Origin of the sequence: Streptomyces sp. RG80, from assembly GCF_040446465.1 — a bacterium.
Lineage (GTDB): Bacteria > Actinomycetota > Actinomycetes > Streptomycetales > Streptomycetaceae > Streptomyces.
Genome location: NZ_JBEAAJ010000004.1, coordinates 425160 through 448957, shown reverse-complemented (window position 1 = coordinate 448957; position 23798 = coordinate 425160). Strand labels below are relative to the sequence as shown.

21 protein-coding genes, 1 tRNA gene and 2 pseudogenes are annotated in these 23798 nt (G+C 70.0%); 12 read left to right on the top strand and 12 right to left on the bottom strand.

The genetic code is table 11. From position 1 onward, the window contains the following. Positions 1–45: 45 nt before the first annotated feature. The gene (locus ABKA17_RS16180) at positions 46–459 is read right to left on the bottom strand and encodes a GNAT family N-acetyltransferase (protein ID WP_353693009.1); all 414 of its coding nucleotides are present in this window, start codon (positions 457–459) and stop codon (positions 46–48) included. A 93-nt stretch (positions 460–552) separates the two neighbouring features. After that, positions 553–1191 (bottom strand): annotated as a pseudogene (locus ABKA17_RS16175) (M15 family metallopeptidase); the annotation flags it as partial. A 140-nt stretch (positions 1192–1331) separates the two neighbouring features. On the opposite strand from ABKA17_RS16175, the gene ABKA17_RS16170 reads away from it, so the two are divergent. The 5 genes from ABKA17_RS16170 (at position 1332) to ABKA17_RS16150 (ending at position 8294) form a co-directional block, all read left to right on the top strand. Then, positions 1332–2621: an FG-GAP repeat domain-containing protein gene (locus ABKA17_RS16170; protein ID WP_353692735.1), complete on the top strand. Its 1290-nt coding sequence runs from the start codon at positions 1332–1334 to the stop codon at positions 2619–2621. A gap of 201 nt (positions 2622–2822) precedes the next feature. Continuing rightward, positions 2823–4307: an FG-GAP-like repeat-containing protein gene (locus tag ABKA17_RS16165; protein ID WP_353692734.1), complete on the top strand. Its 1485-nt coding sequence runs from the start codon at positions 2823–2825 to the stop codon at positions 4305–4307. 109 nt (positions 4308–4416) lie between these two features. Further along, positions 4417–5853 carry an FG-GAP repeat protein gene (locus ABKA17_RS16160; protein WP_353692733.1) on the top strand — a complete coding sequence of 479 codons (1437 nt, stop codon included), beginning with the start codon at positions 4417–4419 and terminating at the stop codon, positions 5851–5853. A gap of 21 nt (positions 5854–5874) precedes the next feature. After that, the gene (locus tag ABKA17_RS16155) at positions 5875–7230 is read left to right on the top strand and encodes an FG-GAP and VCBS repeat-containing protein (RefSeq protein WP_353692732.1); all 1356 of its coding nucleotides are present in this window, start codon (positions 5875–5877) and stop codon (positions 7228–7230) included. Positions 7231–7307: 77 nt separating this feature from the next. Beyond that, on the top strand, positions 7308–8294 hold the full coding sequence (locus ABKA17_RS16150) for a Yip1 family protein (RefSeq protein WP_353692731.1): 987 nt from the start codon (positions 7308–7310) through the stop codon (positions 8292–8294). A gap of 64 nt (positions 8295–8358) precedes the next feature. On the opposite strand, the gene ABKA17_RS16145 is transcribed toward ABKA17_RS16150, so the two are convergent. Then, the gene (locus ABKA17_RS16145; RefSeq protein ID WP_353692730.1) at positions 8359–9144 is read right to left on the bottom strand and encodes a calcium-binding protein; all 786 of its coding nucleotides are present in this window, start codon (positions 9142–9144) and stop codon (positions 8359–8361) included. 117 nt (positions 9145–9261) lie between these two features. Between ABKA17_RS16145 and ABKA17_RS16140 the strand changes: the two genes are divergently transcribed. From ABKA17_RS16140 to ABKA17_RS16130, 4 genes are all read left to right on the top strand, one after another. Then, positions 9262–9459, top strand: coding sequence for a hypothetical protein (locus tag ABKA17_RS16140; protein WP_353692729.1), 198 nt, complete (start codon positions 9262–9264; stop codon positions 9457–9459). Further along, the gene (locus tag ABKA17_RS16135) at positions 9456–10235 is read left to right on the top strand and encodes a hypothetical protein (RefSeq protein WP_353692728.1); all 780 of its coding nucleotides are present in this window, start codon (positions 9456–9458) and stop codon (positions 10233–10235) included. The genes ABKA17_RS16140 and ABKA17_RS16135 overlap by 4 nt, the downstream gene beginning before the upstream one ends. 238 nt (positions 10236–10473) lie before the next feature. Further along, positions 10474–11085: a Pycsar system effector family protein gene (locus tag ABKA17_RS47955; protein ID WP_502994245.1), complete on the top strand. Its 612-nt coding sequence runs from the start codon at positions 10474–10476 to the stop codon at positions 11083–11085. Between the two features lie 835 nt (positions 11086–11920). Then, a complete protein-coding gene (locus tag ABKA17_RS16130; RefSeq protein WP_353692727.1) occupies positions 11921–12454 on the top strand; it encodes a hypothetical protein in 534 nt (177 codons plus the stop codon). A 178-nt stretch (positions 12455–12632) separates the two neighbouring features. Here the strand turns inward: ABKA17_RS16130 and ABKA17_RS16125 are convergent, their stop codons facing one another. Both ABKA17_RS16125 and dcd read right to left on the bottom strand, forming a co-directional pair. Beyond that, entirely contained in the window at positions 12633–13163 is a 531-nt protein-coding gene (locus ABKA17_RS16125) for a phosphoribosyltransferase (protein ID WP_353692726.1), read from the bottom strand. Beyond that, positions 13160–13735 (bottom strand): dCTP deaminase, encoded by a 576-nt coding sequence (gene dcd / locus ABKA17_RS16120; RefSeq protein WP_037735257.1) that lies wholly within the window; start codon positions 13733–13735, stop codon positions 13160–13162. The genes ABKA17_RS16125 and dcd overlap by 4 nt, the downstream gene beginning before the upstream one ends. 501 nt (positions 13736–14236) lie before the next feature. On the opposite strand from dcd, the gene ABKA17_RS16115 reads away from it, so the two are divergent. Continuing rightward, positions 14237–14307: transfer RNA gene (locus ABKA17_RS16115), tRNA-Gly, on the top strand. A gap of 103 nt (positions 14308–14410) precedes the next feature. Here the strand turns inward: ABKA17_RS16115 and ABKA17_RS16110 are convergent. Further along, complete coding sequence (locus tag ABKA17_RS16110) at positions 14411–15547, bottom strand: sensor histidine kinase (protein ID WP_353692725.1); 1137 nt, start codon at positions 15545–15547, stop codon at positions 14411–14413. Further along, on the bottom strand, positions 15544–16212 hold the full coding sequence (locus ABKA17_RS16105) for a response regulator (RefSeq protein WP_353693008.1): 669 nt from the start codon (positions 16210–16212) through the stop codon (positions 15544–15546). The genes ABKA17_RS16110 and ABKA17_RS16105 overlap by 4 nt, the downstream gene beginning before the upstream one ends. A 336-nt stretch (positions 16213–16548) precedes the next feature. Between ABKA17_RS16105 and ABKA17_RS16100 the strand changes: the two genes are divergently transcribed. Then, entirely contained in the window at positions 16549–17076 is a 528-nt protein-coding gene (locus ABKA17_RS16100; RefSeq protein WP_353692724.1) for a hypothetical protein, read from the top strand. Between the two features lie 137 nt (positions 17077–17213). Continuing rightward, the gene (locus ABKA17_RS16095) at positions 17214–18488 is read left to right on the top strand and encodes a DUF418 domain-containing protein (protein ID WP_353692723.1); all 1275 of its coding nucleotides are present in this window, start codon (positions 17214–17216) and stop codon (positions 18486–18488) included. Positions 18489–18916: 428 nt separating this feature from the next. On the opposite strand, the gene ABKA17_RS16090 is transcribed toward ABKA17_RS16095, so the two are convergent. The 5 genes and pseudogenes from ABKA17_RS16090 to ABKA17_RS16070 form a co-directional block, all read right to left on the bottom strand. Then, complete coding sequence (locus ABKA17_RS16090; protein WP_353692722.1) at positions 18917–20722, bottom strand: ABC transporter ATP-binding protein; 1806 nt, start codon at positions 20720–20722, stop codon at positions 18917–18919. Between the two features lie 64 nt (positions 20723–20786). Continuing rightward, positions 20787–20975, bottom strand: a complete 189-nt coding sequence (locus ABKA17_RS16085; protein ID WP_353692721.1) for a hypothetical protein — start codon at positions 20973–20975, stop codon at positions 20787–20789. A gap of 101 nt (positions 20976–21076) precedes the next feature. Then, a complete protein-coding gene (locus ABKA17_RS16080; RefSeq protein WP_353693007.1) occupies positions 21077–21751 on the bottom strand; it encodes an NlpC/P60 family protein in 675 nt (224 codons plus the stop codon). Then, positions 21703–21813, bottom strand: a pseudogene (locus ABKA17_RS16075) (hypothetical protein); the annotation flags it as partial. The pseudogene ABKA17_RS16075 and the gene ABKA17_RS16080, both read right to left, overlap by 49 nt. 376 nt (positions 21814–22189) lie before the next feature. Continuing rightward, positions 22190–23485 (bottom strand): DUF418 domain-containing protein, encoded by a 1296-nt coding sequence (locus ABKA17_RS16070; protein ID WP_353692720.1) that lies wholly within the window; start codon positions 23483–23485, stop codon positions 22190–22192. Between the last annotated feature and the right edge of the window lie 313 nt (positions 23486–23798).

The following is a 23798-nucleotide window of genomic DNA, read 5'->3' as shown; positions in this document are numbered from 1 at the left end:
CCATCCGGGGCCCCGGAGACCCGCGCGGTCTCGGGCAACCCCGCCTCACATCGGCAGTGACCGCAACCGCGCCGCGCCCTCGGGCCAGGCGGCACCCTCCGCCAGCGGTGTCCACATGGTGCGCAGTGGGTGGTCGATCACCCCGCCCGGCTGCTCGACCCGCATGCCGCCGGGCAGCACCCGCCACCCGAGCCGCTCGTAGAGGGGCACCCGGTCCGGCAGACAGAACAGCAGCCCGAACTCCGCGCCCGTCCCCCGCGCATGGGCCACGGCGGTGTCCACGACCAGCCGGGCCAGCCCGTGCCCGCGCATCCCGGGCGCCACGACCACACCCCCGAGCCCGGCGACCCGCAGCCGCCGCTCCCCGACCTCGACGTCCACCTCCACCAGCCCGGCGTGCGCCACCAGCCGGCCCTCGCTCCGTACCCCGAAGTGCACGTCCTTGTCCCGCGCCGTCACCCCGAACGCGGCGACCTCGAAGGGGTCCTGGGCGCCGCCGGTGATCGCGTCGAGGTCGGTCCGGGTGTACCGGGCGAGCCGTACGACGGGATGCTCGCGGGGCCCGTAACGGGCCTGTGCGGCGCCGGTGGCGAGCGCCCAGTAGCGGTCGCCGTAGGACCAGTGCCACCACTCGGTGGGGTAGTTGACCAGCCCCGCCGCGGTCAGCACCGCGCCGAGCAGCCGCCGGTTGGCGCGCGCCTCCGCGCCGATCCCGGCGGCGTCCGTGTAACAGGCGCCGTCGCTCTCCTCGGGGCTCGCGTTGACCCGGGTCCCCATGTCGAGTTCGTGGCCGTCGGCGTCCACGAGGGTGAGGTCGACCGCGGCGCCGGCGCTGTGCGGGGCGATCTCCGGCGGCGAGACGTACCGGCTGGTGGCGTCCCTCAGCCGCCCTTCCGGCCAGTCGGGGTGGGCGGCGCGCAGCGTGCGGGCGTACTCCTCGAAGTAACGGCGCTGTGTGGCGGGCGGCCGGTACCCCTCGACGAACAGCAACCGGACCCCCTCCGGGAGCAGTTCCCCCGCCTTCAGGAGCCGGGCCGCCACCCCCTCGCGCAGGTGCGCGAAGGCCCCGTGCGCGTCCTCCTTGCGCGGGTCGACGGCGAGCAACTCCCTTGCGTCGGCGAACGGTTCACCGCAGTCGGCCACGGGGACCGCGGCGATCCGCGGATCTGACATCAGCACGATCTCGGTCATGTCCCGATCATCACCCGCGGCCCTTCCCCGCCGTCCACCCGGCCCTCGGGGCAAACGCCGACCGAACTCCCCCTTAACCCCGGGCTCGAACGCGTGCATCATTGCGGGGTTCGTTGTCGATGATGCTGACGAGGTGTGCGGTGCGCGTGCGAAGAGCCGGAACGGCCGCGGCGGTGCTCTGCGGCGCCCTCGTCCTCGCCTCCTGCGGCCCCACCCAGCACACCGGGAGCGCCGACCACACACCGCCGGTGCGCACCGCGAAGTCCGCCGCGAAGCTGCCCGTCCCGCGCGGCAAGGGCAGCACGGTCGACGACGACTTCAACGGCGACGGCCACCGCGACCTCGTCCTCGACGACCTGGTCAAGGCACAGGCGCACACGGACGACGCCGGCATCGGCGTCGTCTACGGCGGTGCGCGCGGACTGACGCCGGGAGCACGGCAGCTGCTCAGCCCGGTGAAGCAGGGCGCCGCGACGAAGGGGCAACTGCCCGCCGTGTTCGAGGCGGAGGCCACCTGTGACCTCGACGGCGACGGCTTCACCGACCTCGTCGTCTCCACCGATCCGCCCTACGACGGCCAGGGGCAGCCCCCGGTCCCGCTCCAGATCCTCTTCGGCTCGCCGTCCGGCCTCACCGGCAAGGCGGTCAAGCTCACCGTCCCGGCCCGCGCCCGGGCCGGCAAGGACTGGCCGGACCAGCCGGTGTGCGGCGACTTCGACGGGGACGACGCCCAGGACCTGGTCCTGCACGCCTCCGGCTCCCAACTGACCTACCTGCGCGGCCCGTTCACCCGCAAGGGCGCCCCGAAGGCGGCCACCGCCCCCGTCCCGGCGCCCGGCGAGCTCCCCACGGGCCCGGCCCTCGACGTGGACCGCGACGGCTACGACGACCTGATCGTCCGCACCGCGGAAGGCACCACCACCTCCGCCCTCGTCCTCGGCGGCCCCACCGGCCCGACGCGCACCGGCGCCCTCCTGCCCGCCGGCATCGACGTCGCCCTCGGCCGTTTCGGCAAGGGCAGGGCCCTGGACGCGGCGATCGGCGCGATGGGCGGCACCGCCCTGCGCTACGACCTGCCCACCGCCGACCGCGGCGCCCTCTCCTCCCCCGGGTCCATGCTCGACGCCGCCGACTTCGACGGCGACGGCCTGAGCGAACTCGTCTCCAGCGGCTCGCGGATCAAGGTCTTCCGGGGCCGTACGGCCGGACTGTCCGCCGCGGGCATGGTCACCGTGGAGCCGACCGCCGTGGGCACCACCCGCGTCCTCGCGGTCGGCGACTTCGACGGGGACGGCCGGGCGGACCTGGTGGCTCGGACATACCAGGGCGAGAAGAAGGACACGGTGGCGGTGTTCCCCGGGGTGAGGAAGGGGCTGGTGGCGGCCGAGCCGACGGTCACCTTCTCGACGTCGGCGTTCCTGAGCCCCTGAGCCCTTGCTCCTTTTGCCCCCTGCGCCCCTGCGGGCACAGAAATTTGTCGAACTCACGTACAACCCTTACGTACCGGCAGAGGTCTCCTGATCGCCGACCGACCTGTGTACCCGAGGACAACTCCCGGTGAACACGGCCGGTCCGCCCCCATCGACTGCGGACGCCCGCCAGGCGTCCCCGCATGCCGCAGGAGAATCCGCATGCACAAGCACCACCTGCGACTTGCCCTCGCGACGGCCACCGCGGCCGCGCTGACGGGCGGTCTGCTCACGTTCTCGGCCGCCACCGCGACGGCCGCGGACTCCACCACCGTCCCGCAGGCCGACTTCAACGGCGACGGGATCGGCGACGTGGCCTTCTCGGCCACCGGCGCCTACGTCAACGGTAAGAAGGGCGCCGGCCAGCTCGTCGTCCTCTACGGCACGAGCACCGGCGTGTCGTCCGCGAAGCGCTCCGTGATCAACCAGAACACCGCCGGCGTGCCCGGCACCGCCGAGACGAACGACTTCTTCAGCGCCGAGACCGCGTACGGCGACTTCAACAGCGACGGCTACGACGACATCGCCGTCTCCGCTCCCTGGGAGGACGTCGGCAGCGACACCGACGGCGGCGGCCTCGCCGTGCTGTGGGGTTCGGCGAGCGGCATCACCGGCCGCGGTGTCACCGTCTCCGACCCGGCCCCCTCCTCGCACGACCTGTGGGGCAAGGACCTCGCCGCGGGCGACTACGACGGCGACGGCAAGGACGACCTGGCGGTGGGCAACACCTCCAGCACGATCTACGTCTACAAGGGCGGCATCAACGCCTCCGGGGCCGCGGTCGGCGGCCGCAGCACCGTCAAGCCGCCCATCCAGTCCGGCGGCAACGCGCGTGGCCCCATGAACCTCACCGCGGGCGACGTCAACGGCGACGGCCGTACCGACCTCGTCGTCGACGGCTACGAGACCGAGACCGACTACGGCTGGAACACCAACTACCTGCTCCCTGGCACCGCGAACGGCCTGTCCGCGGCGTCCGCGCAGGAGCTCAAGCCCGGTGTGATCACCGCGATCGGCGACATCGACAACGACGGCTTCGGCGACATCGTCTCCGGCATGTACTGGAACCGGACCACCGACAACGGCGAGGTCACCTACCCCGGCGGCGCCGATGGCGGCAAGGTGTGGGTCACCTACGGCTCCGCGAGCGGCGCCGGCTCGGTCACCGGCATCACCCAGAACACCGGCAACGTCCCCGGCACCTCCGAGAAGAACGACTACTTCGGCTACGAGCTGGACCTCGGCGACATCAACGGCGACGGCTACCAGGACCTCGTGGTCGGCGTCGCCGGCGAGAACATCGACGGCGTCACGGACGCCGGCATGGTCACCGTCCTGTACGGCTCGGCCGCCGGCCTGAACACCTCCTCCGGCGCCCAGTCCTTCGCCCAGTCCACCGCGGGCGTCCCCGGCGAGGACGAGAAGAACGACGCGCTCGGCGCCGACGTCAAGCTCGACGACGTCACCGGCGACGGCAAGGCCGACCTGATCGCGGGCTCGTACGAGAACGACGGCAACGGCGCGGTCCTCTACCTGCCCTCCAACGGCACGAAGATCACCACGACCGGCTCCCGCTCGGTCTCCCCGAGCACCTCGGGCGTCTCGACGACAGGCAGCCCGGCGTTCGGCGCCAACTTCGCCGACTGAGCAGCCGTACGACCCACTCGTACCCGCTCCCGTACGACCTCCCAGGCCGGGCCCGTGACCACGGGCCCGGCCGTACCCCGCCCGCGAACCGCCCCTTCCGGAGCCCGCCTTGCGCAAGCGCACCCTCCTTCTGGCCGCGACCCTGACCACCGGCCTGCTCGCCGCACTCCCGGCCGGTCAGGCCACCGCCGCCCCCGCCGGCCCGACCACGGACTTCAACGGCGACGGCTACGGCGACGTCGCCCTCGCCGCCCCGTACGCGAAGGTCGGCGGCAAGGGCATGGCCGGCTACGTCGCCGTCCTGTACGGCACCAAGAACGGTCTCGACCCCGCCAAGCGCACCGTCCTCAGCCAGAACACCACCGGCGTGCCCGGCACCGCCGAGACCGAGGACACCTTCGGCGAGGCCCTCGCGATCGCCGACCTCAACAAGGACGGCTACAGCGACCTCGCCGTCGGCGCCCCCGGCGAGGACGTCGGCACGGACGTCGACGGCGGCTCCGTCACCGTGCTGTGGGGCTCGGCGAGCGGCGTCAAGGGCGGCACCGCGGTCAAGGACATCGCGGCCTCCACCCACGACAACTGGGGCCGGCTGCTCACCACGGGCGACTTCAACGGCGACGCCAGGGCCGACCTCGTCGTCGGCACCGGCGGCACCAGGTCGTACGTGCTCCGCGGCGGCTTCACCAGGTCCGGCGGCACCTCCGGGCTCGTGGAGAAGATCGGCCTGCCGGAGACGGCGTACGCCCTCGACGCCATGAAGGCGGGCGACACCGACGGCGACAAGAAGTCCGACCTGGTCCTCACCTACCGCACCCACAACACCTCGCACGCGTCGGGCAGTTGGTCCAAGGGCGTCGCCTACCTCGGCTCCTCCGACGGCGTCGACAGCTCCTCACCGCGCCCCCTGAACGGCGGCACCTCCATCGCCCTCGGCGACATCGACGGCGACGGCTACGACGAGATCGCCCTCGGCAACGTCTTCAGCGAGGAGGACGACCAGACCGGCAGCCTCGGCGGCAAGGTCGTGGTCATCCGCGGCTCGGCGGGCGGACCGGTCAACGGGGACGCGCCGATGGCCGTGCTCACCCAGGACACCGAGGGGGTTCCGGGCACGGAGAAGGCGAACGACGGCTTCGGTGCCTCCGTCTCCATCGGTGACCGCGGCAACGACGGCTACGGCGACCTCGCGATCGGCATCCCGTTCAAGGACGACTCCGGCGTCGAGGACTCCGGCTCCTCCGTGGTGCTGCCCGGCCCGCGCCTGTCCGGCGGCCGCGCGATCTCCCAGAGCACCTACGACGTCCCCGGCGTCGCGGAAGCCACCGACTACTTCGGCTCCGACATCCTGCTGGCCGACGTCAACGGCGACCACCGCGCCGACCTCACGGTGGCCGCCGGCTTCGAGAACAACGGTGCCGGCGCCGTCTGGGCGCTGCGCGCCGGCACCAGCGGCATCAGCACCGCCGGCGTCCGTTCCTTCGGCCCCGGCTCCCTCGGCATGACCAGCGGCTACGGCGCGTTCGGCGCCGGACTCACCGGCTGACCCTTCCCAGGAGGCACTCCCATGCGCACCAGCACCGCGGCCGCCCTGACCGCCACCCTCGTGGCGACCGGCCTGACCCCGCTCCTGCTCACCGCCCCGGCCTCGGCGGCGGTCGCCAAGCACTACGACGACTTCAACGGCGACGGCTACCGGGACCTGGCGTACAGCCACTACTACAGCGGCATCTCCGGCTCCGACGGCTGGAAGGGCGGCGCCGTCACCATCGTCTACGGCGACGCGAACGGCCTCGACACCGCGCACACCCAGGTCGTCCACCAGGACAGCCCGGGCATCCCCGGCACCGGCGAGGACGACGACCAGTTCGGCGAGTCGATCGCGAGCGCCGACCTCAACAAGGACGGCTACGCGGACCTGATCGTCGGCAACCCCATGGAGAAGGTCGGCAGCGTCGAGTACCGCGGCACGGTCACCGTCGTCTGGGGCTCCCGGTCCGGCCTGTCCGGCGGCACCAGCCTCGCCCCGAAGTCCGGCGCCGGCAGCTACTTCGGCCGCGACCTCGCCACCGGCGACTTCAACGGCGACGGCTCGCCCGACCTCGCGGTCATCGGCGGCCTGGAGACCTGGCTGTACCGCGGCGGCTTCACCAAGGCCGGCGGCACGGGCACCGTCAGCAAGATCGACAAGGCGGGCCAGGGCTGGTACTCCTCCGGCCTCGCCGCCGGCAAGGTCAACGGCGACGGCAGGACGGACCTGGTGATCCTCGGCGAGCAGTTCGTCGACAACAAGCCGGTCCCCCGCATCTGGTTCCTCAAGGGCGCCTCGGGCGGTCTGACGTCGGGCGCGTCCAAGACGTACATCAGCGCCCCCTGGGCCGCCGCGATCGGCGACTTCGACAAGGACGGCTACGGCGACATCGCCGTCGGCCTGCCCGACAACAACGACGGCAAGGGCATCGTCAGCGTCTGGCGCGGCGGCTCCGCGGGCCCGAGCGGCTCGATGACGTACAACCAGGCCTCCTCCGGCGTCTCCGGCAACCCCGAGGCGGACGACAACTTCGGCTACGCCGTCTCCGCCGCCGACACCAACGGCGACGGCTACGCGGACCTCGCGGTCGGCGTCCCGCACGAGGACGTGGACGGCAAGGAGGACCAGGGCGGCGTGCACCTCTTCCGCGGCGGCTCCGGCGGCCTGACCGGCACCCGCTCCACCTGGATCCCGCAGACGGTCCTCGGCCCGGCCGACTCGCACGCCTCCTTCGGCTTCGCCGTCCGCCTGCGCGACCTGACCCGCGACGGCAAGGCCGACCTCACGGTGGGCGCGGCCCAGGACGGCCTCCTGATGCGCGGCACGAGCACCACGCCGACGGCGACAGGCGCGGTCCACCTGCCGGAGTACGGCGGCAGCTTCCTGGACTGACCCTCCTCCCCTGCCGGCCGTATGCGGGGACTGATCGCCGTACTCCCGTAGGGGTTTGATGAGAAGTCCCTTAAGGGATGTCACAGCTCGGCCGCAAAGCCGGGCCCGAACCGTCGGGCCCGGCACGTGGCTCTCCGGGACCAGGTACGTTCGAAGACGTGGCTGGATTCAGGATCGGACGCGGCCGGGACAACGGCGCTCCTCATACGCGACCGCAACAACCTCCGTACGGGCAGCAGGCCCCGCAGGGACCGTCGTACGGCGGCTACCCCGCGCCGCCCGCGCACCCGCACCCCGGGCAGCAGGGTTACGGCGGCCACCGGGGCGGCGGCGGTGGTTACGACGAACCGGAGTACTTCGGCGACGGCGGCGACGGCTACGGCCGGCAGCCGGACGCCGGCCATGACCCGTACGCGGCGAACAACCCGGGCCACACCCAGGCGTTCTCGGTGGGCGAGGACCCCTACAACCAGGGCGGTACCTACCGCGCGGGCTCGACGCAGCAGCCGTCCGGCCCGATCGGTCCGCGCCTGCACTGGAAGGACCTGCTGAGGGGCATCGTCACCGCCCCCAACCAGACGTTCCTCCAGATGCGCGACTACACGATGTGGGGCCCGGCCCTGATCGTGACGTTCCTCTACGGCCTGCTCGCGGTCTTCGGCTTCGACGGCGCGCGCGAGGACGCGATCAACGCGACGCTCGCCAACGCCGTACCGATCGTCCTGACGACCGCGGTCGCGATGGTGCTCTCGTCCTTCGTCCTGGGCGTGGTCACCCACACCCTGGCCCGCCAGCTCGGCGGCGACGGCGCCTGGCAGCCCACGGTCGGCCTGTCGATGCTGATCATGTCGCTGACGGACGCCCCCCGCCTGGTCTTCGCCATGTTCTTCGGCGGCGACGCGACCTTCGTCCAGGGCCTCGGCTGGGCCACCTGGATCGCGGGCGGCGCCCTGCTCACCCTCATGGTCTCCAAGTCCCACGACCTGCCGTGGCCGAAGGCGCTGGGCGCGGCGTCGATCCAGCTGATCGCACTGCTGTCGATCGTGAAGCTGGGCACGTTCTAGAGGATCTTCCGGGTACGCAAAAAGGGGCTCCTTGAGGGGAGCCCCTTTCATTTGCCTCGCTTGCCTACTGCACGTCGACGTAGTCACCCGTGGCGGAGACCGCCGGGGTGGTCGCGGTGCCCGCGAAGGAGTAACGGAAGTAGCCGTCGGTGGAGGCGGTGACGGTGGTGCTCAGGTTGCCCGTCGAGTTGGTCTTGATGGTCTTGACGGTGGTGTAGGTGCTGGAGCCCTTCTTACGGAACTGCAGCTTCACCGACTGACCGGTGTACCCCGCGTACTTGTGGGTCTCCCAGTTGGCCCGGGAGAGCTTGCCGGTGACCGTGATGGTCTTGCCCTTCTTCACGGGCTCCGGCGAGGCGTTGACCGTGAGCTTCGAGGCGCGCTGCACCTTGAAGTTGGCGGCCGCGTCACGGTGGATGTAGTCGAAGTCGTTGGCGGACAGCAGCGTGCTGAGCCGCCAGGTGGCCGCCGCGTTGTTGCCGTTGATGGCGCTTCCGCCCTGCGGGTCGAACGTCAGCGTGCCCGTGCAGGTCGACGTGGTGTCGCTCACCTTGGCGCAGGTGATCTCGCCGTCGTCGTACCAGATCTGGTCGTAGTTGGGCGTCGGGCCGTACGCACTGATGTACGTGTTCTCCTTGATGCCCGAGTCGTCGGACGCGGTCACGGAGACCTTGGCGTACACGGTGTTGGTGGTACCGACCACGACCGGCTTGCCGCCGTTCACGACGACCTTGTCGATCGTGATGTTGCCCGAACCGCCGTCCTCCGCCTGAGCAACGGTGGCACCGGCCGCGGTGGCGACCATGGCGATGCTGGTACCGAGCAGGGCAAGGCGCGCGATTTTGCGCATGAAAACGTCCCCCCGGGAAGTTTGACTGATCAGAGGGAGCCTACGTCGTTGGCCAACGCATCACCACAAAGTTACGGGTGTGACAGGGCTGCTGGTACAACGCTGATACACACGCCCATGACCTACAGGTTCGTCGCCCGCTCAGCCGGGGCGGACACAGACCGCGACCATGACTGCGTCATCGAGGCAGGCATCTCCGAGGGTGAGGACGGCAACGGCTTCCTCACGGAGGTATTGAGCCTCAGCGGCTTCCACCGCGACAGCCTGACCAACCGACCACAGCAGTACGCCGCGCCCCTGTGGAGGATCGTATGACAGACGTCCACGAGCTCTCGTCTCCTGACGCTCTCCCCGACCCACAGGAGACGCTCACCCAAACCAACTGGGCAGAGCTGAACCATGCTTACGGGCCGGCCGAAGACGTACCCAAGATGCTGGTCGCACTCCTGGACGCGAACCAGGCGGTGCGAACCAAGGCGCTGGACGACCTCCATCGCGTCGTACACCACCAGAACACTCTCTACGAGGCGACAGCACCCACAGCCCTGTACGTCGCCGCGATCCTTTCCGACCCACGCACGACAGGTTCCATCGACAAGGACCGCTGGTCCTTCCCCGGCAACATGCGCGCCGAACTACTGGGCTGGATCAACTCCGTCGCCAACGAGGTCACTGGCGTGGCCGACACCATCGGCAGCGAGCACGGATTCCCTCTCGACGACTATCCACCGGCCGTAGCCGTTCGCGACATCCGGCCGCAGCTCTTCTCAGCTGCCTTCGCGTACACCGATGACAGCGATCGTCATGTACGCGAAGCAGCCATCGCAGCATGCATCCCGCTCCTGGACGATCCCCAGGTGCGCCATCACCGAACGACGCTGGTCCCCCTGATCCGACAGATCCTCGGAACCAGCGAACTGTGGCAGTACCGAGAGCGAGCCATCGACGCTCTCGACGCATGGGGCGAGGACTCTTCGGGGCTCGAAGGCCAGCGCGACCCATTCGAGTTCTGCAACACCGACCTTGTAGCGGACCACCGCACGCGATACCCGGGCTCCGACGCAGGTTGCAGCGAAGAACCGCCGTTCTAACCTGGCCGCCCCACGACCCCGAACGCTGCCGAATAGCTGAGTAACAACCTTCTTCACGGGTTCAAGGCGGCTGGCCCCCGGCCACGGGCCTGCGCTCCTGTCTCCGCCCCGCTCCAGCCCGGCGGGGGATCCGCCGACACCGGGGTGGAGGGGCGTCCTTCCCTGCTGCGGGTCCATAGGGGCGTGAATCGGGTGGCTCCATCCCGTACACCATCGCCCCAGGCAGAGCCGAAGCATCGTGCTCGCGATGACCGGCGTTGGCCTTGGCTTCGTTGCAACACAGGGCTCCAAGTACCAGGGAGCGACCGTACTTGCTGTTGGCGCGGCCGACGCGATGTGCCTCGTGGTTGCCATCGTGGTTCTACTCATTACCGTCCGACCAGTCCACCTCGACACCATGACCGCCGAAGGTTGGTCCCGTTGGGCGCCCCTCAAACCCGAGACGCTGCACGAGCACATGCGCGCGGATCTGCGAGCCGAGCGGGGTTCATTCCTCTCCCGCACAGTCATGATCAAATTCCGCCGACTCCGTCGAGGACGAAGGGCCGTGCCAGATTCGTGCCAGGTCATGCGGGGAACCACAGGGAATGGCGGGGAGCACCTGCCGACTGGTCCGGCTCCGCTGGCAGCTCCGCCGATGGTCAGCCCAGGACTCGCCCGTCAAAGACCCGAGCTTCCCAAGCTCTGGCTCCCGCTGGGCAGGTTCGTATCGTCTTCTACGTGCCGCTTGCCCGAAGTGCGAGATGCGCGGCTGGACGACATGGGCGCCCTACTCGGGCACATCGTTGCTCAAAGTCCGGAGGAAGCCAACCACGGGAGAGCAGACGCGGATGGGCCGGGAACGCGGTGATCGCAGCAAGGGCGAAGGCAAGCGAAGCCCACGGTGTCTGAACACGAACTGTCACCTGAGAATCGCGAGTGTTGACGAAGCTCGTCTGGAATACATCAGCGGCTACGAGCTCGATAGAGCTCAGCGCCCTCCAATCAAGGTCGAGTTCCGCAGCGTGCGCGAAGTGGAGTCTCTGCAGCGTGAGGGTCACTTCGCCGAACCCGTCCGCTATCCACCGAGGTTGGGCATCACGTGCTGCCTGACGACGGCGAGCAGAGTTCCCGATCGCAGAACCCACCAAGGAACCGATCACAAAGCCAGGGTTACCGAAGGCGATGACGTTGTTGTGTGTGTACCCACCGCTACCGAGGGCTCTCCAGGTCAAGCGTTGTCCCGAACCAACTGCAAGCGCCCGATCGCCCTGTTGCAGCGATGCGGTCGTGGCTACAACCGGTCGGCGGGCCACTTGCCCTTCGAGAACATCGGCGAGGATGTCGCACGAGTGCCAGAGATATTCGTCAAAAGGCGACCATAACGCGTGGCTAGGGATCTCTGGCGGCGGGGCAAAGGAATTGGCCACTGTCGCTCCAGCTTCCCATCAAACGTCGGGGGCTACGGTTCGCGATCAAGCCTACTCAGAGAGTCCCGCTTGTCGACACGTCGAGTGCCCGCTCACGAACGGGACCGGAGCAACCAAGCCAAGCCGACCAGCCCAGTGTCGTAACCACGTCGTACCTGGTCGGCACTGGCGAACGCCCCGTCTCAATTTCCGTCTCATTCAGCACCATTCACGGTCGTTCAGACGAGGCCCAGAGCCGCCCCCACCGCGATGGCCAACCGCCCATCATGAACCCAGGTGAACAGCCCCGAACGACTTCCAAGACTCCGCCACCACAGTTGGAAAGCGTCTTGGGAGAGGCCCACTACACCTGAGCGCCCGGCGTTCATTTCGAAGAAGAGCCCTGAGGAACAGGCACGGGCAGCCGCAGAGAAGGAGCGCAAGCGGCAAGAGGCGGAGGCTCAGCGCCAAGCCGAGCTTGCCGAACGCGAGCGACAGGCGTTCTTGGCCACGCCCGTGGGTCAGGCACGCCAGTCCTTCGAGCGTGGGGATCTCGTCTACCAGTGCTCTATCGACGTCATGAGCCAGCAAGCAGTAATCGTGGCCATGGTCGGCAGCACGACTACACAGCGCACCAATGATCCAGTAGTCGTACTCAATGCTGTCTGCCGGGAGGGGTGGGAGCTGGTGAACGGTTCATTCGTCTTCGTGGAGCAGGGGCAGCAGAGCCGCGACAAATTTATGTCCTCGGGACAAAACGTCGCGATCAAGGGGGAAACAGTGGGCTACTACCTGTTCAAGCGCTGCGAAGCGAACCGACGCGAATCTTGATCGGCAGCCACACGCAAGGACCGTCAGCCGCAGTGCCGCGTAGTTGCCGACCATGTGGGGCGGCTGGCTGATCACTCTGGCCTTGCGGATCAAAAGGTCATCAGCGGATCAACCGCACGAGAGCCCCTCGACGATCGATCGAGGGGCCCCTACGGCGCATAAGGGAAAGGGTCGCAGGTCAGACCGCTTCCTTGTTCTCCTTAGGCGCCTCGCCCGACCTACCGACTGGCGGCAGGACGCTCCACGGAAAGTTGATCCACTCGTCCGTGCGTTTCCACACGTACTCGCACTTCACCAGGGACTGTGTCTTCTCGTAGATGACGGCGCTGCGGACCTCGGCGACGGTGTCGAGGCAGAAGTCTCGGACGAGTTTGAGGGTTTTGCCGGTGTCGGCGACATCGTCGGTGATGAGGACTTTCTTGGAGGAGAAGTCGATGGCGTTGGGGACGGGGGCGAGCATGACGGGCATGTCGAGGGTGGTGCCTACGCCGGTGTAGAACTCGACGTTGACCAGGTGGATGTTCTTGCAGTCCAACGCGTACGCCAGGCCGCCCGCGACAAACACACCGCCGCGGGCGATGGAGAGGACGATGTCGGGTTCGTAGCCGTCGTCGGCGATGGTCTGGGCGAGCTCGCGGACGGCCGTGCCGAACATCTCGTAGGTGAGGTTCTCCCGCACGCCTGCCCCGCTCGTACCTGCCCCGCTCATACCTGGGTCCGGTGGAAGTTGAGGAAGGAGCGGGAGGCCGTCGGGCCGCGCTGGCCCTGGTAGCGGGAGCCGTACCGCTCGCTGCCGTAGGGGAACTCGGCCGGCGAGCTGAGTCGGAACATGCACAGCTGGCCGATCTTCATGCCGGGCCAGAGCTTGATCGGGAGCGTGGCGAGGTTGGAGAGCTCCAGAGTTACGTGACCGCTGAAGCCGGGGTCGATGAAGCCCGCTGTGGAGTGGGTGACCAGGCCGAGGCGGCCGAGGGAGGACTTGCCCTCCAGGCGCGAGGCGAGGTCGTCGGGGAGGGTGATGACCTCGTACGTCGAGGCGAGGACGAACTCGCCGGGGTGGAGGATGAACGGCTCGTCGCCCTCCGGCTCCACGAGACGCGTGAGGTCCGCCTGCTCGACGGAGGGGTCGATGTGGGGGTAGCGGTGGTTCTCGAACACCCGGAAGAAGCGATCGAGGCGCACGTCCACGCTGGACGGCTGCACCATGGATTCGTCGTAGGGATCGATCCGTACCCGCCCGGCGTCGATCTCGGCCCGGATGTCCTTGTCTGAGAGAAGCACGCCCCGAGGATACGCAAGGCGCGCGGACCGACCACCATCGGACGGTCCGCGCGCCTGGGTGCTACTCCCTTACCGCTTCTCCAAGGTCACCGGAACGACGCTGCGAAGCCGGGCACAGCGCGGACACCGGACGAGCCGTCCGGGACCGAGCCGCTCGGCCTGCTGCATCGGGAACGAAGCGGTGCTGAACACGTGCCCATCGGCACAACGGACGACAGTGCGCTCCATCAAGTTCTGGAGTCCCTTCCCCAAGAGGCTCGTCCGGCTGCTGCTCGCCGGACGACAAATGCCACATTACGGGATGGAAGGAACGACTCTCCAGGCGGCACTCCGGCCTCTCCCGGACCCTCTCCCACCCCTCCACCGTACGCCCCAACTCCGGTCCCCCGCAGCCCTGTCGCACCCCCGAAACGCACTCGGACCCCACGGCTCCGGCGCCGGGGGTCTGGCATGAGGTAGAGTGACAGAGCGTTCCGACACCGGTGCGAACCGGCGTCTTACGCGGGTGTAGTTTAGTGGTAGAACATCAGCTTCCCAAGCTGAGAGTGCGAGTTCGATTCTCGTCACCCGCTCTTTGAAGCCCCAGGCCGGCGGCCTGGGGCTTGTTTGTTGTCCAGTCCGACGCGGAACCTCTGACGTCATCCGTGGCGCCGAGCCGCGTCGGGCGGGTCGTGCTCAGGCGGGACCGGTGGAGGCCCGTAGTTCGATCTCGTATCCGCCCTGTGGGGTGGGTTCGGCGGTGAGGGTGCCGCCCAGCAGTTCGGCGCGTTCTCTCAGGCCGATCAGGCCGTGCCGGGCGCTGGGGAGGGCGACGGACGGGCGGGTGGGGGCGGTGTTGGTGACGGTGAGGCCGAAGTGCTGCGCGTCATGCCACAGACGCACCTCTGCGCGGGCGCCGGGGGCGTGCTTGCGGACGTTCGTGAGGGCTTCTTGGACCGTGCGGTAGACGGTGCGTTGGGCGGTTGTGCTGATGCCGGGCGGGAGCTCCCCGGTCAGGGTGGTCTCGATGCCGCTGTTGGCGATCAGCTGCTGGAGGTCGGCGAGGGTGGGCTGGGGGGTGAGTTCGGTTTCCTTGCCGCCGGAGGCGCGCAGCAGGGTGACCATGTGGCGGAGTTCGTCCAGGGTGTTCACGCTCAGGGTGCGGATGGTGCGGGCGGCGTCGCGGGCATCGGGGTCCTTGGCGGCGACCTGCAGGGCTCCGGCCTGTACGGCGATGAGGCTGACCTGGTGGGAGACGACGTCGTGCATCTCGCGGGCCAGTTGGGCGCGTTCGCGGGCGAGGACGGACTGGGCGTACAGGGCGCGTTCGTGTTCGCGGGCCACTTGGACCTCGACGAGTTGGCGGGCCACGTCGCGTCTGGCCTGCACGAGCTGGCCGCACAGGATCGGAGCGAAGGCCATGGCCAGCGTGTAGACGAACTCGATGAGCGTCCAGGTCCGGTCGCCGGGAAACGGGTCGCCGGAGAACGTGTCGGACAGGGGCCAGGCGAGGGTGGTCGCCGCCGCGTTCAGCAGGGCGCAGCCGGCCAGCAGCGGGCGGTTGCGGGTGCGCGCGGCCAGTGTGTACAGCGCGGCGATCGGCGCGACTCCCACGTCCATGAACAGCAGCATGGGCAGTGTCAGCAGGAAGACGGCGAGCGGAAAGCGCCTGCGCAGGAGCAGTCCGGCGCTGCCGAGGGCGGCGCAGGCCCACATCAGGGGTGTCGCCTCGTCGTCGAGGTTGATCCACGCGTCGAGCGCGGCGAGCACGACGAGGCCCGCGTCGACGACCCAGGACGGCACCCGCCGCCACAGTGCCCGGCCCGCACTCATCCCGCGTTGCCCCGGGCCGTATCGGCGCCGTCGACGCCGAGCAGTCCGGCCCGCTCCGCGAGCAGTGCCGCCTGGACGCGGCCGGCGACCCGGAGCTTGGTCAGGATCGAGCTGACGTGGTCCTTGACGGTCCCCGCGCTCAGGTGGATGCGGGTGCCGATGTCGGCGTTGGACAGGCCTTCCGCGATCAGGACGAGGACGTCACGTTCGCGGTCGGTGAGCAGGTTCACGCGCGCCACGTCTGCGTCCTGGGGCGTGTCCGCCCCCGGATGGCCGCGCAGCAGGGCCCGCGAGGCTTTCGGGGACATCACCACCCCGCCCGCGGCCAGGGTGCGTACGAGTTGGGCGAGTTGTTCGGGTTCGGTGTCCTTGAGCAGGAAGCCCGCGGCGCCCGAGCGCAGCGCGGTCAGGATGTACTCGTCGGTGTCGAAGGTGGTCAGCATGGCCACCGTCGGCGGCTCGGGCAGCGTCTGGATCTCCCGCAGGACGGTCAGACCGTCCACGTCCGGCATGCGGATGTCGAGGAGCACGACGTCCGGCTGCTCGCGCCGGATCACGTCGGCGGCCTGCGCCCCTGCCGCGGTCGCCACGACCTGGATGCCGTCGGAGGCGTTCAGGATCAGCTCGAACCCGGACCGCACCAGCGCCTCGTCGTCCACCACCACTACCCGGATCACCGGCGTTCCGCCTCACACTCGTCTGCTCTGTCCAGCTTCTCGGCGACCAGTACATCCCCCTCGGGGCGTCCACGTTTCCGTACGGTGATCGCTCGCTGTCGACAGTACGTCCGGCCAGGTGCGCGACGGTGCGGCCGCTGGAGACTCCCGCCACCCGGCAGGCTGGTTCCAGCCGTTCGGGGGGAGCGCTCCGGCCCGTCGGCGGGGAGGTGGGCGAGGTCCGGCGGATGGTGTCGGCGGTTCTCGTCCGGTGGGATCGGTCCTGGGCCCGACCGGGTCTGCCGGCCGCAGTCGATTTCCGAACCGTTCGAGGATCACCCAGCCATGCCCGAGTCGTACCTTCGTCAGCCTGTCCGTGCGCTGCGCCGCTGTGCGGCACAGCCCCATGTGCTGTTCGGGGGCGTGTACGGGGCGGTCCTGGCCAGCTCCATGGTGGCCGCCCTGACGGAGCAGGGTGAGACGGCGCCCGCCGACCGGTTCAGCAGCGCCCAGTGGCTCCTGATCACGGCCGCCGCATCGGCCTTGGCGCACGGTTACGCACATCTGATCGCCCTGCGCGGCGACCGGACCCATCACGGTGTGCGCGCCGCGGTGCGGCTGTTGCTGTCCGAGTGGCCGTTGCTGGTGGCGACGGTGCCGACGGTGGTCCTGCTGCTCGGCGCGGGCCGGGGGTGGTGGCCCTCGGCGGGCATCGAGTACGTGGCCTTCGCCGTGAACGTGGTGCTGCTGTTCGCCTGGGGCCTGCTCGCGGCCCGCGCTGCCGGTCGCACGTGGGGCTCCGCTGTGAGGATCGGCACCGTGGACTCGCTGCTCGGGCTCATGGTCGTGGTGGCCAACGCCCTCATCAAGTAGGGCAGTTGGCCGGGCCCGCCGGCCGACCGGGGCGGCGCTGTTCCGCCGGTCGGCGGGGTGGTCCCGGCCGGTCGGCGGGGGCGCCACCCACGCCTGCCGGATGGTCCGCCTCCTGACGGCACGGCGAGGTTGTCCGTATGACACAGATACAGCCGCCGCAGGAGACTTCGGCTCCGCAGGAGAACTCGCCTCCACGGCCCCGAACCTCGTCCGAGTCCGCCGTGCGGGCCTCGCCCGTCCCCTCGACGGGACGCCTGGTCGGGTTGGATCTCGCCCGCGCGCTGGCGGTGTTCGGCATGTACATCGTGCACATCGCCCCGATGCCGTCGGCCGGGAACGACCTCGGCAGCTGGGTGTACTCCCTGGCGGAGGGGCGCTCGTCGGCCCTGTTCGCCACCCTCGCCGGGTTCTCGCTGATGCTGATCGCCGGCCGCCTCGAGCCGAAGACCGGCCCGGCGGGCCGGCAGGCGAAGGCCCGGATCGCGATCCGCGCCGTGATCCTGCTGGCGCTGGGCACCGTGCTGGCGATGGAGTACGGGGACATCATCATCCTCGCCTACTACGGCGTCTACTTCCTCCTCGCGCTGCTCCTGGTACGACTGAGCGCCAGGACGCTGGCGATCATCGCGGCGGGGATCGCGCTCGTCATGCCGCAGCTCGCGTTCGTCCTGAAGATGTGGCTGAGCGACTCCGTCCAGCAGAGCATCAACGCCTACGACCCGCTCGAGAAGCTCAGCACCGTCGGAGTACTCGATCTGCTGCTCACGGGCCTCTACCCGACGATCACGTGGATGGCGTTCGTGATCGCCGGCATGGCGCTGGCCCGCCTCGACCTGACCGCCGCCACCGTCCAACGGCGCCTGGCGGCGCTCGGTGCGAGCCTCACCGTAGGCGCCTACGGTCTGGCCACGCTGCTGGGTGGCACGAGCGCGGTGCTGAGCTTCGGGGGAGGCGGAGGGCCGTCCAGCGGCTCCGGGGCGGGGTCCATGGGCAGCGGGCCCGGGGCAGGGTCCATGGGCAGCGGGTCCGGCGGGCCCGTGCAGTCGGCCTCGGATCTGCTGGGTGCCGTGTCGCACACCGGCACCACCCTCGACACCATCGGCTGCCTGGGTGTCGCGATCCTCGTGATCGTGGGCGCGACGGTGGCCATCGACCGCCTGCCGCGACTGCGACGCCTGGCGAAACCGGTCATCGCAGTGGGCACCATGTCCCTGACCGCCTACGTCGGCCACTTCCTCGCACAGTCCGCGTGGCCCGCTTCCGGCGCCGGCACCACGAAGTCCTGGGTACCCGTGCTGACGTACATCCTGGGGGCGATCGTGTTCGCCGCGATCTGGTCCCGCTTCTTCCGCCGCGGCCCCCTGGAGTACCTGCTCAACGCGGCCACCAAGCCCGCCAAATACATCCGGTGAGGTCAGGTCGGGGTGGTTCGGCTTCCTGCCCCATCCCGGCCTGAACGGCCTGCCCAAGCCCGCAAGGGGATCGCCCTTGCGGGCTTCGGCCGTGGTCGGGCCGACTGCCTCCGCTCTGCGCGCACGCTGCTGCCGGGCCAACTCGCCTGCGTGGGCAGCGGAGCGGCCGCAGGAGGTCCTCGGCGTCGGTGGGGTCGGGTACGAGGCGGCGGGCCATGCGCAGCAGGGCGTCTAGGTGGGCTGCCGGCCGATGACCAGGCGCATCACGTTGAACGGTCGGTCGTCCGGCCCGTTATGCGGGGCCTGTCGGCCCTTGGCCATGAATGCGGGCATGGGAACTCCACCTGGCCCGGCTGCCCCCGCCGCACGACGGGGGCAGCCGGTGAACGACGCAGACGGCACCGGCGAGCCCACAGGTCCGGCCCGTCTCACCCGCGGGGGCGTCCCGCCGAGGTCAGGAGCTGCGTCGCCGCGAGCCGCGCGTACAGCTCGTCCTCGGCCACCAGCTCCTCGTGGGTGCCGACCGCGCGGACCGTGCCCGCGTCCATGACGACGATGCGGTCGGCGTCCGTGACGGTCGACAGGCGATGGGCCACCACCAGCACGGTGGTCTCGCGTGCGGTCTCGGCGATGACGTCCCGCAGGGCCAGCTCGTTGACGGCGTCGAGCTGCGAGGTCGCCTCGTCCAGGAGCAGCAGCCGGGGCCTGCGCAGCAGCGCGCGGGCGATCGCGATGCGCTGACGCTCGCCGCCGGACAGTTTCGTGCCGCGGTGCCCGACCGGGGTGTCCAGGCCGTGCGGGAGACGCTCGACGAGGGCGTCGAGCCTGGTCCGGGCGAGGACCTCGCGTATCTCGTCGTCGGTCGCGCCGGGCGCGGCGAAGACCAGGTTCTCCCGCAGCGTGCCGGCCAGCACCGGCGCGTCCTGCTCGACGTATCCGATGACGGACCGCAGCTCGGACAGCGGCCACTTGGTCACGTCGTTGCCGTCGACCAGGACCCGGCCGCCGGTCGCTTCGTAGAACCGCTCGACGAGCGCGAAGACCGTCGACTTGCCCGCGCCGGAGGGGCCGACGAACGCCGTCGTCCCGCCGCCCGGCACCTCGAAGTCCACCCGCTGGTGGATGTCCGGCGACCCGGGCCCGTAGCGGAAGGACACCTCCTCGAAGCGGACCGAAGCCGGACGCGGCCGTACCGCCTCCGTCGCCGTGGGCCGCACCGGCCGGAGCCGGGTCTGAGGCTCCGTCGCCAGGCCGTCCACCTGCGCGATCCGGGCGATCGCGGCCGCGCCCTCCTGGTAGTGGGACGCTGCCTCGACCAGCTTGTACACCGGCTCCATCAGGTAGAAGAGGTACAGCAGGAACGCGATGAGGGTGGACACGGGCATGTCCCCGGACGCCACCCGCGCCCCGCCGACGGCGAGTACCGCGAGGAACGCCAGCTCGACGGCGAGGTCGTCCGCCGAACCCAGCACGGCCTCCCACTTCGCGCTGCGCACGCCGTGGCGCCACGCCCTGCGTGCCGCCGCCTCGACGCGAGCGGTCTCCCGCTCCTCGGCGCCGGACGCCTTCACCGTGCGGAACGCGCCGAAGACCCGCTCCAGGCCCGTGGACATCTCCGCGACAGCCGCCTGCGCACGCTCGGCGGCCTGCCCGATCTTCGGCAGCACCAGCGCGGCGGCCACACCGACGACCGCGACGACTGCGAGCGTGACGCCCAGCAGGACGGCATCGAGGAACGCCATCACCACGACCGCCGCGACCAGCGTCACCGCCCCCGTCGCCGCGGAGACCACCGCCTGGGTGCTGACGGCCCGCAACAGCGTGGTGTCGGAGGTCACCCGGGACATCAGATCGCCCGGCTGCATCCGGTCCACCTCCGTGAGGCGCAGCCGCAGCAACCGTCCGATGAGGCTGCGGCGGGCGGCGAGCACCACCGACTCCGCCGTCCGTTCCAGCACATAGGCACCGAACGCCTCGGCCACCATGCTCAGCAGGACCAGAACGGTCATGGCCAGCAGAATGGTGCCGATCGTGCCACCGGACGAGAGCCGGTCGACCAGCGTCTTCGTGGCCAGCGGCTGAAGCAGCCCTCCGGCGGCCCCTACCAGCGCCAACAGCAGACCGAGCGCGACGGCCCACCGGTGCGGACGGACGTACCCGTACAGCGCCTCGAGCGTCTCGCGGGCGCGCAGGGACTCGGCACCCGTCGCCTCCGGGGCGGATGCGGTGTTCACAGGATTCCTTTCCTACGGGGTCCTACGTGGTCCTACGTGGTCGGCCACGCACCGCGTCAGCGGCTCAACGGGCCAGTTCGACGGCCCTCGTGGCGAGCGTGTGCACAACGGCATCGCCGAGTTCCGGGCGTGCTACGGCCAGACAGAGGCCGCCCGCCACCAACGCCATGCCGAGGAACTCCCGGAGCTCGCTCCTGCGCCGCCCGGCGTCACCACGACCCGCGAACTCCCTCTCATGCGCACGCTGTGTCATGCCACCAGCCTGGAAGCCCCGGCCTGCCGTCGGCCATCCGGCGATCGTCGGGTGCACCCCCGCCAAGTGGCTGGAGCCGCCCGCATGACGGGGGCGGCGGGTCAGAGGCGCCGGGCCCCGCGCAGCCCTTGTGCGTAGTAGCCGTCACCGTCGAGCCGTGAGGTGCCACCCTTGTCGCCCATGGTGGGACCGCCCGCGTTCTTCCGGATAGAGATGAAGCGCGGATGGTCGGCGGTGTCCAGGCCGAGGTAGATACCGATGTGGCCGATCCGTCCGCCGGGCGGTTCCCGTGTCCTGAAGAAGACCAGGTCGCCGGGCTGGAGCTGCTGGATGACGGCGGGGCGGCGGTCGGTGAGCGGGATGACGGGCAGGCCGAGCCGCCCGTGGGCGATCGCGTCGGGAGTGCGCTGAAGCCCGTTGCCCGCCGCGTTGTCCCTGCTGTTCAGTGGGAATCCCGAGCGGTATCCGTACACCAGCCGGACATAGCCGGAGCTGTCGACGGAGCGTGCGCGGTCCTTCTCGGGGCGGCGGGTGACCGCGTCGGGGAAGGTCCAGGGGATGCCCAGGTAGTCGTAGAAGTCCGAGCCCGTGCGCGGCTTCGGTTTGCCTCGCGTGGCGCGCTTGGCATCACTGGGGGTGCTGGGGGTGTAGCGGGCGGCCCCGCTGCGGTGTCCGGGATGGTGGCCCTGTTCAGTGCCACGGTGACCGGAGTGAAGGTGAGCGTCAGCGCGGCGAACGGCCCGGCCCAGGCCCGTACGATCCGGTGCAGCAGCCATACGGTGAGGACGCCCTCGATCACATGGGGCAGCGCAACCGCCCACGTGTGCGGCCCGAAGATCCATACGGAGACGGCATCGGGCCAGAAGGCGCCGGGCAGCTTGTCCAGGGTGATCGCACCGCTGGTGTCGAGACCGCCGAAGAAGAAGGCCCGCCAACCGGTGGCCATCGACCGTATCGCCGCGCTGTAGTAGGGGTGGATCGCCCCGTGCCCCATGCCCCAGGCGTACAGCAGCGCGGCGACGCCCAGCACCGCGGCCAGCGCCGGGCGTTCCCAGCGCGCCGGAGCTTCCGGCCGGTCGGCGCGGCGGTGCGATTGCCGGCCGAGGCCATGGGCGCCGGTGCTCCGGGCTGTGGGGACGACGGCCATGGCGAGGGTCCTTGCAATCAGGGTTGAGGCGAACACGCTCGGACTTCCCGGGGTGCTCGCCCGAGGCTCAGCGGACTCGATTCGCCAGTTTGGTGGCGTTGTTGAGCAGGTACTCCAGCGGTCCGCGGCGGAAGAAGCGGGACCAGAGCGCCGCGAACACGGTGGCCCCGGCGATGAAGCAGAGCAGCAGCGCGGCGGAGGCGGACTGCGGCGGGGTGGCCGACTCGCCGGGCAGGGCGAGGATCGCCAGGATGTGGCCCACGTACAGGGTGAGGGACATGGTGCCGACGGCGACGACCGGCGTTGCCAGTCGGCGCAGCCACGGCAGTCGGTCCAACGCCACCGTCGCGCACAGAAGCACGGTGATCGCGGTTCCGATGCAGCCGATGAGGTCGAACGTGGAACCGCTGTGCGGCTCGGCCGCCAGCAGCCCCCATGCGTCGGGGCCCCACAGCCCACCACCGACCGGCAGGTCGAAAGATCCCTCCACCATGCCGGGATCCTTCATGGCACCGAAGTCCTTCATGGCGTCGAAGTCCTTCATGCCAGGCATCCCGGCCATGATCTTCTCAGCGCCGCCGGTCAGCCGGAGCGCCAGCCACGAGACGCCGTATCCGAACGCGATCAGCGCGGGCCCGACCACGGCCAGCCGCCGCCGCACAGCACCGGAGGCGAGGTCCAGTCGGCCCAACGCCATGCCGGTGACCACGAACGTCATCCAGGTGATCGCCGGATAGAAGCCGGTGAGCAGGAAGTCGAGCACGCCCACGCCGGAGAGGCGCGCGATCGGGTCGTACGAGTCGATGGTGTTCACGATCGACTCACTGAGCAGCGCTCGAAGGGCGTACGCCAGCTGCGGCGTGACAACCGCGAGCACGACCGCGACGATCGCGAGCGTCCTGGCCCGCAGCCGCAGCAGGGGCAGGGACAGAAGGAAGTACACCGCGTAGAAGTTGAGGATCGTGGCGCCGCCGAAGTCGGTCATCGCCAACGCGGTGCCCGCCACCAGCAGGATCACGGCCCGGATCACGATCCTGGCCTTCGCCTGCCGGCCGGCCGGTCCGGTCTTCGGCTCCAGGCGACCGGCGATCAGCACCAACGAGAACCCGGCGAGGGTGGCGAACAGCGCCGAGGCCCGGCCGCTCGCCAGCCAGACGGACCATTCGCCGACGCCGCTGCCGGACGTCGGGAAGGGGTTGAAGGGGCCGGTGTGCACGGCGAACATTCCGAACACGGCCAGTGCACGGGCGAGATCCACCCCGACCAGCCGTGCCGTCGAAGAAGGGCGTTCTGTCGCCGTGGCGGACCCGGGTGAGGGTAAGGGCCGACGAGGTGTCTTCTTGGCGCTCTCGATCTCGGTCACCGGGACAACCCTGCCGAGACGGTGGGCGGTCGACCATCCGCCGGACTTCGGGAGGTGCCCCGCCGGTCGGCCGACCGCCCCCCTCCGACCGGCGGGGGTCGTCGACGTCGCCATCGTGAACGCTGATCGACGTCCTTCCCAACACGCGGTGAGCCGAAAAAGGTTCCAGCTCAAGGCAACCCTGTGAGGGGCCTGTGACGACAAGGGAGTGGATCCGGCCAGTTCCGCGGCCGTGATCCGGCTTTCCTCCGGTGAACAGCGTGCAAGGAGAACCTCACCCCATGGGCAACCCCACGAAAGGCGGGCGCCGCGA

Coding starts and splice junctions, on each gene's coding strand:
- ABKA17_RS16140 (WP_353692729.1), top strand. CDS start 9,262: ATGACCTACAGGTTCGTCGCCCGCTCAGCCGGGGCGGACACAGACCGC.
- ABKA17_RS16155 (WP_353692732.1), top strand. CDS start 5,875: ATGCGCACCAGCACCGCGGCCGCCCTGACCGCCACCCTCGTGGCGACC.
- ABKA17_RS16125 (WP_353692726.1), bottom strand. CDS start 13,163: ATGAGCGGGGCAGGTACGAGCGGGGCAGGCGTGCGGGAGAACCTCACC.
- ABKA17_RS16085 (WP_353692721.1), bottom strand. CDS start 20,975: ATGACACAGCGTGCGCATGAGAGGGAGTTCGCGGGTCGTGGTGACGCC.
- ABKA17_RS16150 (WP_353692731.1), top strand. CDS start 7,308: ATGTCACAGCTCGGCCGCAAAGCCGGGCCCGAACCGTCGGGCCCGGCA.
- ABKA17_RS16110 (WP_353692725.1), bottom strand. CDS start 15,547: ATGAGTGCGGGCCGGGCACTGTGGCGGCGGGTGCCGTCCTGGGTCGTC.
- ABKA17_RS16145 (WP_353692730.1), bottom strand. CDS start 9,144: ATGCGCAAAATCGCGCGCCTTGCCCTGCTCGGTACCAGCATCGCCATG.
- ABKA17_RS16100 (WP_353692724.1), top strand. CDS start 16,549: ATGCCCGAGTCGTACCTTCGTCAGCCTGTCCGTGCGCTGCGCCGCTGT.
- ABKA17_RS16095 (WP_353692723.1), top strand. CDS start 17,214: ATGACACAGATACAGCCGCCGCAGGAGACTTCGGCTCCGCAGGAGAAC.
- ABKA17_RS16080 (WP_353693007.1), bottom strand. CDS start 21,751: ATGGCTGCTGCACCGGATCGTACGGGCCTGGGCCGGGCCGTTCGCCGC.
- ABKA17_RS16135 (WP_353692728.1), top strand. CDS start 9,456: ATGACAGACGTCCACGAGCTCTCGTCTCCTGACGCTCTCCCCGACCCA.
- ABKA17_RS16165 (WP_353692734.1), top strand. CDS start 2,823: ATGCACAAGCACCACCTGCGACTTGCCCTCGCGACGGCCACCGCGGCC.